We start from the raw sequence: 6364 nt of genomic DNA, 5'->3' as shown, positions 1-6364 counted from the left end.
GCTTCGTATGTGTAATGCACGACGCCCACATGGTCATCAAATACGGTTATTTTTAGGGGCTTCAACGTGTAGCGCAGTACGCGTGGAGCGGACGGGCCTACAGATGCGAGTGCCGCGTGATAGTCGTGGGCCTTATCTTTTCCAGTAACCCAGCCGGAATAGTTCTGATGAAGCGCCTTTTGAATAGACTCCAAATCTTGCCTCACCTCCATTTCCCAAAGTGAAACAACTTGCTTCCAAAGGGAAATCTCTGCTTCTGACTGAGGATCTTTAGACATAATCTCGACCGTTTCCGTAGCAGATCAAATCCGCTGACAAAGGAGATAGTCGCGAAAGACCCGATGTGGAACAGTAAAAGAATCTGTCTCTCCCGCAATTGCCGCTTCTGGCGCACCGGAGGCGAGACACCAGCGCGAGGACATGCCTGCTATCGGGTACAAGAGACTGCGGCTTCTTGGACTGGAATTGGGGCGCGTCTCAGACCGGCTGCAACTGGGCCGGTTGGAGACTGTCGGCTAATCGATCTCGGCTCGCAATAGCTAGCGTTGTTCGGCAAAGCCAATGGCCAAGCGAGGATTGGCTCTCAAATCCAAGGCTTCAGCCAATTCTCGCTAAGTTCCAACGCCACTCAGCAGGTGTGGCCGCTTGCCATCTGGGCTTGCCATTGAGCCCGGAGAACCCCGCTCTCGCCAGTCCCGAATACGTAGCGATCAGGACGCACGAGAACCGCCTCAGCCGATCGGTGATCAAGCCACGCGCGCAATCCGGCAGCAAATGGTGCCATACGGCTTTCCTCAAGTGTCTCACGTCCGATCAGCCAAACACCTGACCCGAGCACTTCGTCCAGCCGGCTTCCGTCCTCTGCCACCAGTTGCGGAAAATAGCTACCGGCCGCCTGTGATCCGGCCATAATCGCGCCTGTGCCGATCGGGGGATAGGCCGGAGGGCCGCTGGGCAGCTTGCCCAGCATCCTGGCGACCCCCAACTTAATGTCGCGCAGCGCTGCGCCAAGCCGACTGGTGGTGCACACCATCCGTCCCATCATGATCGCCATATCGATTGTGGCGCGCAGATTGGGCGCGCGTTCCGGCTGATACGTGTCCAGCAGCGCCTGGTCCGCCTTTCCTTGCTCGACAGCCGCGAGCTTCCAGGCGAGATTGGCTGCATCGCGCAGGCCCGAGCACATTCCCTGCCCGGCAAAGGGCGGGGTCTGGTGCGCCGCATCACCTGCCAGCAGCACCCGGCCCTTGCGCCATCGTTCGGCGATGCGGGCGCGGAAGGTGTAGACCGCCGTGCGCTCGATCCGCACCGCACCCTCGACATTCCACGGCGCGAGCAGGTTCGCGACGAACGCCGGATCGCTGACCTCGTCAGGGGTTTCGCCCGGCAGCATGAAGAACTCCCAACGGTGGCGCCCTTCACCCATCAGCACGCAGGTGGTGGCCCGCGCAGGGTCGCAAATCTGGAGGTTGGCTGTCGGCAGTCGCGTCGGGTCATCCACCAGCACGTCGACCACCAGCCAGGGTTCCTCGAAGCCGAGGTCCTCGAAGGCAGTGCCGCAGGCCTTGCGCACCGGGCTGCGCGCGCCGTCCGCTCCGACCAGCCAGCGGGTGCGCAGCGTTCGTTCGCCGTCGGGCGTGGCCAGAGTAACCGTAATGCCGTCCGCATCCTCGATGAAGGACAGCATTTCCCACTCACAGCAAAGGGAACCGGGCGCACGTTCGGCAAGGGCGGATCTCAGCGCCGCTTCGACCGAGGGTTGGTGGATCATGTTGGCGGCCGGCCAGCCGCCCGGGCCGATGCGGGTGGCGCCGTCGAAATGCAATAGCACTTTTCCGCGCGCATTGCGGAACTCGTAGCGGTCGGCACGGCGGCTGGTTGCCATCACGGCATCCGCCGCGCCCGCCTCTTGCAATATGCGCATACCTTCGTGATCGATATGGGCGGCGCGGGGGAGCGGGAAGATCGCCGGCTCCTTCTCGGCGACGATGGTGCGCACACCCTGCCGACCAAGCAAGGCAGCCAGCGTCACCCCGGTGGGGCCGCCGCCCACAACGAGCACGTCGCAATCAAAGCCGTCCATTATCGCCCCTCCTCGTCCGCTTCAGAACGTCAGCACCATGCCGTCTTCAGCGACGGTGATGGGGCCCTTGTAGAGTTCGCTCATCCCTTCGGTGTACATCGCCCGCACCACTGCATTGTCCGGGTTCGGGATGAGATGGGTGAGCACGAGATGCTTGACGCCCGCCGCCTGAGCCTGCCTCGCAAGCGCGAGGTTATCGGCGTGATAGGGGATGGTCCGCTCCGCCACGCGGGCGTCGAATTCCATGCCGAGCTTGCGCATTTCCGGGATGGCGCGCCGCACCATGTGGCCGGCGTAGGATTCATGCACCACCATGTCGGCACCCTGCATGGCGGGTAGGTTGACCGGGCTCACCTTGGTGTCGCCACTGATGAACAGCTTGCGGCCCTTGTAGCGGAGTACATAGCCAAGCGCGGGGCGAACCGGTTCGTGCGCCACCAGCACCGCATCGATCGTCACGCCGCCCCGATCATAAACCCGCACGCTGCGCTGGCCGTCTCCAAAGGCGATTTCGCGCGCAACGGCGCCGGCAATTGCGCGGCGCTCCGCCAGGTGAGGCATATTCGCGCTGCGGTAACCCTCGTCGAGGGCATATGCTTCGGCGAAACCCGCCATCACATGGGCAAGACCCTGCGGCCCGGCAACCGTAAGCGGAGTCTCGCGGCCCCAGATCCAGCCGGCGTTGATCAGCGCCCCGAGATCGTTGAAGTGGTCCGAATGGAAGTGGGTCACGAACACCTGCTCAAGGTCGTTGACCGGAATGCGCGATGCCGACAGCGAACGCAACGCGCCATCGCCGACGTCGAACAGGAACAGCTTGCCCCCTGCCGCAACAAGCGTGCAGGCCTGCGCTCGGGCCGAACTGACTTCGGGCGTGCCGGTGCCGCAGATCAGGACCTTGATGCCGTTATGGTCCGTGGCAAACGCCTGGTCGGGGCCCTGCTGGATACGTTGACGGATCGCCCAGCCGAGCAAGCTGTCGCGCGCGACATAGGCCGTGGTCGCGCCGATCACGAGCACAAGCGCCAGCGCTATCAGGGCTTTCCGGATCATCGCCACCTCAGCCTTCTGCCACCATAGTGGCTTCGATATGGCCGAGACCATCGATTTCGGTGCGCACCACATCGCCGGGCTTGAGGAACTGGCGCGGGTCCATCGCCGCACCGATCCCGCCGGGAGTGCCGGTGAACAGGCAGTCGCCCGGCTCCATTGTCATGCCGACCGAAAGATGCTCCACCTGCTGCCAGATATCGAACACTAAATGCCGAGTGTTCGAATTCTGCCGCTCCTCTCCATTGACGTAGCAGCGGATGGCGAGATCGTGCGGATCGCCAATTTCGTCAGCGGTGACAATCCATGGCCCCATCGGAGCGTGGGTATCAAAGCTCTTCCCCAGCGACCATTGTGGCCCGGCGTGCTGCCACATCCGCTCGGTGAAATCATTGCCGACACAGTAGCCAAATATCGCAGCTGGCGCATCGGCAGCGTCAATGTGCTTGCCGCCTTTGCCGATTACCGCGACCAGTTCCGCTTCGTAATCGGGCGTTGCGGTGCCGCGTGCGATGAGCACAGGATCAAAGGGGGCGTTGACGCTGGTCTGAGCCTTGGTGAACCATACCTGCCGCTCGGGTGTGCCGAGTCCGCTCTCGGCAATGTGATCGGCATAGTTGAGGCCGATGGCGAAAATCTTGCCGGGGCGCGGGACAGGGGCCTCGAGCTTCACATGTGCCAGAGGAATGGCTTGCCCGGTCGCGCCCTTGGCTTCGAGGCGGGGCTTCAGTGCATCCCATTCGCGGATCAGGTCGAGCATCGTGCCGGGCACGTCGGTTTCGACCACCGTCTCACCGACAACGATGCCGGTGCGGGTCTTGCCGTCATGGGTAAAGGTGCAGAGTTTCATCGGTCAGGCTTCCTTGGGTGTGCGGGAGAACAGGCGCTTGAGGCGCAGCAGCATGGCGGTGACAAAGGCGACGAGGCCGGGCGGCGGGGCCATCTTGCCGGCAAACATCGGATGGGGGCTGCCCCATTGCACCGCAAGCAGCGCCTGCATGGTCTGTTTCTGCGGTGGGTCGGCGGCGGTGAACAGGTCACCGTCGGTCCAGTGTTCCAGCTCGTTGCCAAACGGGTCTTTCCAGTAATCGAAGATCTGGCTGCCCATGATGTGTCGCCCCACACCCCACGCTGCCTCGCGCTGGCGGGACTTTAGATGTTCGTGGCCCAACATCAGGTCGTCGAGGCTCTCGACCTCGAATGCAGCGTGGAGCAGGCCCGGTTTTCCCGGTAATTGCGCGAGGAAGATGGTGTGATGATCGGAAGGGATATCACCCCGGTCGCAACGCATGAATGCGCCCAGCGGCACGCCTTCGGCTGCTTCGACTTCGTCCGAAGTTAGCAGACCAAAGCGATCCTTCCACCACCTCTCGGAGGTCCGAAAATCGCTCACCCTTAGAACGGCGTGGCCGATCCGGCGGATATGAGCGGGAGCAGGTTCAAGCCGTACGGGGGCACGCTGGCGCGGCTTGGCAGCTGCGCAGTTGAACTGAGGCTCGGGCAACGGGGTGGGCGGTTGGCACTCCTGGCCCGCCACGACCTCGACCAGATAGCCTTCAGGATCGGTCAGGCGCACCACCATCCCGCCGCCGGGTTCGTCGAGCGGTTCCGGTGCCACGCCCTCGTGTGTGGCAAGGCGCTCAAGATCGGCGATGCTGGCTGCACGCAAGCCTACGGCGAGAAACCGCGCCTCCCCCGGTTCGGTCACATGCACAAAGGGCCGCCCGTCGCTAGCCTTGCCGTAGAGCCGCCCGCCCTCCTCGAAGCAGGCGAGGCCGAAATCCTCGAGGAAGCCGCGCATGACAGATAGATCGGGCGCTGCAAAGCGCACATGCGCAATATCTTCGACCTTGATTACCGGCATGAGAGCTACCCCGAATCACTAATTGACTATTTGGTCAAATAGCTCGCACTTGACTATCTGGTCAAGTATTTCGTGACTATGATCATGACCGTGACTATAACTCTCACCATGACCACGACCTCCGCCACCGCGCTCTCGCCCCGGATGCAGCGCACCCGCGCCGCGCTTCTCGCCGCCGGGTCCGAATTGCTGGTTGATCGCCCCATTGATGCGATCGCGATTGACGAGGTGGTATCACGTGCAGGCGTTGCCAAAGGCAGCTTCTTCAACCACTTCGCCGACAAGCAAGCCTTTGGTGCAGCCGTTGCGGCTGAAGTTCGGACGGAGCTGGAAGCCCGCGTCGCGGCTGCCAACGCGGGGGTCGAGGACCCTGTGGCGCGCATTGCTGGAGGCATGTGCGTGGCAGCGCAATTCGCTCTCGAGCACCCGCGCCGAACGCGGATATTGTTGCGCAGCCAGGACCCGCCCACCAGCCGCTCCTACCCCCTCAATCGCGGATTGCGGGAGGATATCGACGCTGCATTGGCCCTGAACCTGTTGCGCCCTGAAGCCCGCAATGCAGGGCTGCTCTATTGGCTGGGTCTGTGTCAGGTCCTGATGGCCAATCTGGTCGAGACCCGCCCGACCGGCAATCAAGCCACCTTGTTGTTGCGCGAAATGATGATGCTTGGACTTTGCGGCCTCGGAGCTTCACCCGGGCATGTAACTGAGCTGATTACTCACACGGCAAGTGACTTGTCCGTCGATACCTATTGATCACGTTCGCGTCATGTCCGTTTCGCGACACTCAACGGCAACGGCGAACGTCTCAAGTTAGGGCGCGAAGCAGACCTATGATACTGGGCGTCAGGTGGATAATGATCTTTGGCCATATGATCTAGGCCGGCCTTCTAAAACGAGGAGGGAGGAAACTGAGTCATTATGAGCCTGTGATCCACATACCTCGCCCAAAAAGCAGTCGCGGGCTGTTTTGCCGTTCGGGTGCGGGGAACTCGAACAACTAACGCTGAATAGCCTAGGCGGTCGAGACATCGGGGGGCAGCAAAATGTAGCGCGCAAGGGATGACTGTTGGGTGCCATCGAGAATTGCAGTGACGATATCAGGCGCAAAGTGATCCAGACGGATCAGCCGGGCAAAAAATGATGGCCTGCAGTGTTATTTATAAGCGAGGTTTTCGATCCACCAAATCGCCTCGCTTGCAAGGATTGGTGGCCAACGGCGCTTGGCGACGCGTTAGAGGCAGAACTGGCGAATTGAAGAAGGGGCGAAGTTGCTTGGTGAGTTTTTGGCGAGGTCCCAGTTTTTCAAACTTACCAAGATGTGACAAGTCTTTGAAATAATGGTGCACCCGACAAGATTCGAACTT

Annotated in this window: 6 protein-coding genes and 1 pseudogene; 1 reads left to right on the top strand and 6 read right to left on the bottom strand. The window is 61.6% G+C overall.

Features of this window, described 5'->3' with window-relative positions:
* The 5 genes and pseudogenes from KBT70_RS17860 to KBT70_RS17840 all read right to left on the bottom strand — a co-directional run.
* Positions 1–278: pseudogene (locus KBT70_RS17860) on the bottom strand (hypothetical protein); the annotation flags it as partial.
* Between the two features lie 350 nt (positions 279–628).
* The gene (locus KBT70_RS17855) at positions 629–2083 is read right to left on the bottom strand and encodes a bifunctional 3-(3-hydroxy-phenyl)propionate/3-hydroxycinnamic acid hydroxylase (protein WP_296637385.1); all 1455 of its coding nucleotides are present in this window, start codon (positions 2081–2083) and stop codon (positions 629–631) included.
* Between the two features lie 21 nt (positions 2084–2104).
* Positions 2105–3136, bottom strand: coding sequence for an MBL fold metallo-hydrolase (locus KBT70_RS17850; RefSeq protein ID WP_296637382.1), 1032 nt, complete (start codon positions 3134–3136; stop codon positions 2105–2107).
* 7 nt (positions 3137–3143) lie between these two features.
* On the bottom strand, positions 3144–3983 hold the full coding sequence (locus tag KBT70_RS17845) for a fumarylacetoacetate hydrolase family protein (RefSeq protein WP_296637380.1): 840 nt from the start codon (positions 3981–3983) through the stop codon (positions 3144–3146).
* 3 nt (positions 3984–3986) lie between these two features.
* Entirely contained in the window at positions 3987–4997 is a 1011-nt protein-coding gene (locus tag KBT70_RS17840; RefSeq protein WP_296637378.1) for a VOC family protein, read from the bottom strand.
* Positions 4998–5075: 78 nt separating this feature from the next.
* Between KBT70_RS17840 and KBT70_RS17835 the strand changes: the two genes are divergently transcribed.
* On the top strand, positions 5076–5753 hold the full coding sequence (locus KBT70_RS17835) for a TetR/AcrR family transcriptional regulator (protein ID WP_296637376.1): 678 nt from the start codon (positions 5076–5078) through the stop codon (positions 5751–5753).
* A 404-nt stretch (positions 5754–6157) separates the two neighbouring features.
* Here KBT70_RS17835 and KBT70_RS17830 read toward each other — a convergent pair.
* On the bottom strand, positions 6158–6364 hold a 207-nt coding region (locus KBT70_RS17830), incomplete at its 5' end, for a hypothetical protein (protein WP_296637373.1).

It is taken from the genome of Roseovarius sp., assembly GCF_018066915.1.
Lineage (GTDB): Bacteria > Pseudomonadota > Alphaproteobacteria > Rhodobacterales > Rhodobacteraceae > Roseovarius.
Note: the sequence above shows the minus strand (reverse complement) of the source record. Positions and strands in the feature narration are given on the sequence as shown.

Coding starts and splice junctions, on each gene's coding strand:
- KBT70_RS17845 (WP_296637380.1), bottom strand. CDS start 3,983: ATGAAACTCTGCACCTTTACCCATGACGGCAAGACCCGCACCGGCATC.
- KBT70_RS17855 (WP_296637385.1), bottom strand. CDS start 2,083: ATGGACGGCTTTGATTGCGACGTGCTCGTTGTGGGCGGCGGCCCCACC.
- KBT70_RS17835 (WP_296637376.1), top strand. CDS start 5,076: ATGATCATGACCGTGACTATAACTCTCACCATGACCACGACCTCCGCC.
- KBT70_RS17840 (WP_296637378.1), bottom strand. CDS start 4,997: ATGCCGGTAATCAAGGTCGAAGATATTGCGCATGTGCGCTTTGCAGCG.
- KBT70_RS17850 (WP_296637382.1), bottom strand. CDS start 3,136: ATGATCCGGAAAGCCCTGATAGCGCTGGCGCTTGTGCTCGTGATCGGC.